Source organism: Mycobacterium sp. E2462, assembly GCF_001672685.1.
Classification (GTDB): domain Bacteria; phylum Actinomycetota; class Actinomycetes; order Mycobacteriales; family Mycobacteriaceae; genus Mycobacterium.
The window spans coordinates 1-1,166 of record NZ_LZKC01000461.1 but is presented as its reverse complement, the minus strand read 5'-3'; the positions used below and the strand labels follow the sequence as shown (position 1 = coordinate 1,166).

Annotated in this window: 1 protein-coding gene; it reads right to left on the bottom strand. The window is 78.3% G+C overall.

The window, feature by feature from the left end; translation table 11 throughout:
* Nucleotides 1-1,060, bottom strand: a 1,060-nt coding sequence (mycP, locus tag A5714_RS23800) for a type VII secretion-associated serine protease mycosin (RefSeq protein WP_369829472.1), incomplete at its 3' end; no start/stop codon positions are given.
* Between the last annotated feature and the right edge of the window lie 106 nt (nucleotides 1,061-1,166).

Sequence of the window (1,166 nt, the reverse complement as noted above, 5' to 3'; positions counted from 1 at the left end):
CCAGCGCGTTCCAGCCGCCGGCCGGGTGATGCGCCGTCGACTCGAGGCGCCGCATCACCTGGCGGGCGGTCAGCGCCGGGAACCGCGCCCGGACGAGCGCCGCCAGCCCGCTGACCAGCGGCGCCGCGTAGCTAGTGCCGGACACCGGCGCGGCGGCCAGCGACGGCACCCCGTCGCCGGGAGCGGCGACGTCCACCCACGGGCCGGGCAGGGTGAAGGGCGACGGCGCGCCGTCGGCGCCGGCCGAGCCGACGGTCAACACGAAGTCGTCGTACCAGGCGGGGCTGACCGTGACCGTGGCCGTGTCCCAGGTGGGGTCCGGCCGCTGCGGCGGGCACTGCCCGGCGCCGCCGGTGTTGCCCGCGGCGGCGACGACGACGGCGTTCTTGACGTCGACGGCGTAGGCCAGGGCGGCGCCGAGCGTCCGGTCGTCCGGCGGTGACGCGGCCGGGACGCAGGCGACCGAGGAGATGTTGATGACCGACGCGCCGAGGTCGGCCGCCGTCCGCACGGCCTTGGCCAGGGTGTCGACGTCGCCGACGCCGAGCCGGGACCGGTCGGAGGCGAGCGAGAACTTGGCGCTGGACTGGCGGATGCTGACCAGGGTGGCGTCGGGGGCCACGCCGCTGAACCCGTCGGCCGCCGGATCGGCCTTGGCGGCGATGATGCCGGCGACCAGGGTGCCGTGCGCGTCGCAGTCCTGGGTGCCGTCGCCGGTGGACACGTAGTCCCCGCCCGGCACCACCCCGGGCAGCCGCCGGTGCCGCGCGACACCGGTGTCGATGACCGCGACGCGTTGCCCAGCGCCGCGGCTGAGCGGCCAGACCGCGGACAGGTCGAGTGGGCCGCCGCTATCCCGGCCGGGGCCGGCCTGCGGGCTCAGCGCCGCGCAGACCTCCCGCTGGGCGGTCGGCGACGGCGGCGCCGGCACGGCCGGCTTGGGCAACAGCCGGTCGTCCACCGCGGGCGGTGACACCGCCCGGGCGACCGGCGTCGCACCGTGGATGAGCGCCACCAACGCCGCCGCCGCGAGCAGGCGCGCACCGCGCGGCGCCCTCACCGCAGCCAGACGCCCCGGGCGGCGGCGTAGGCGCCGCAGATCCAGCCGGTCAGGGGCACCAGCGCCGCCAGCGCCACGCACTCGAGCAGCTCCACGGCCCGGCGCG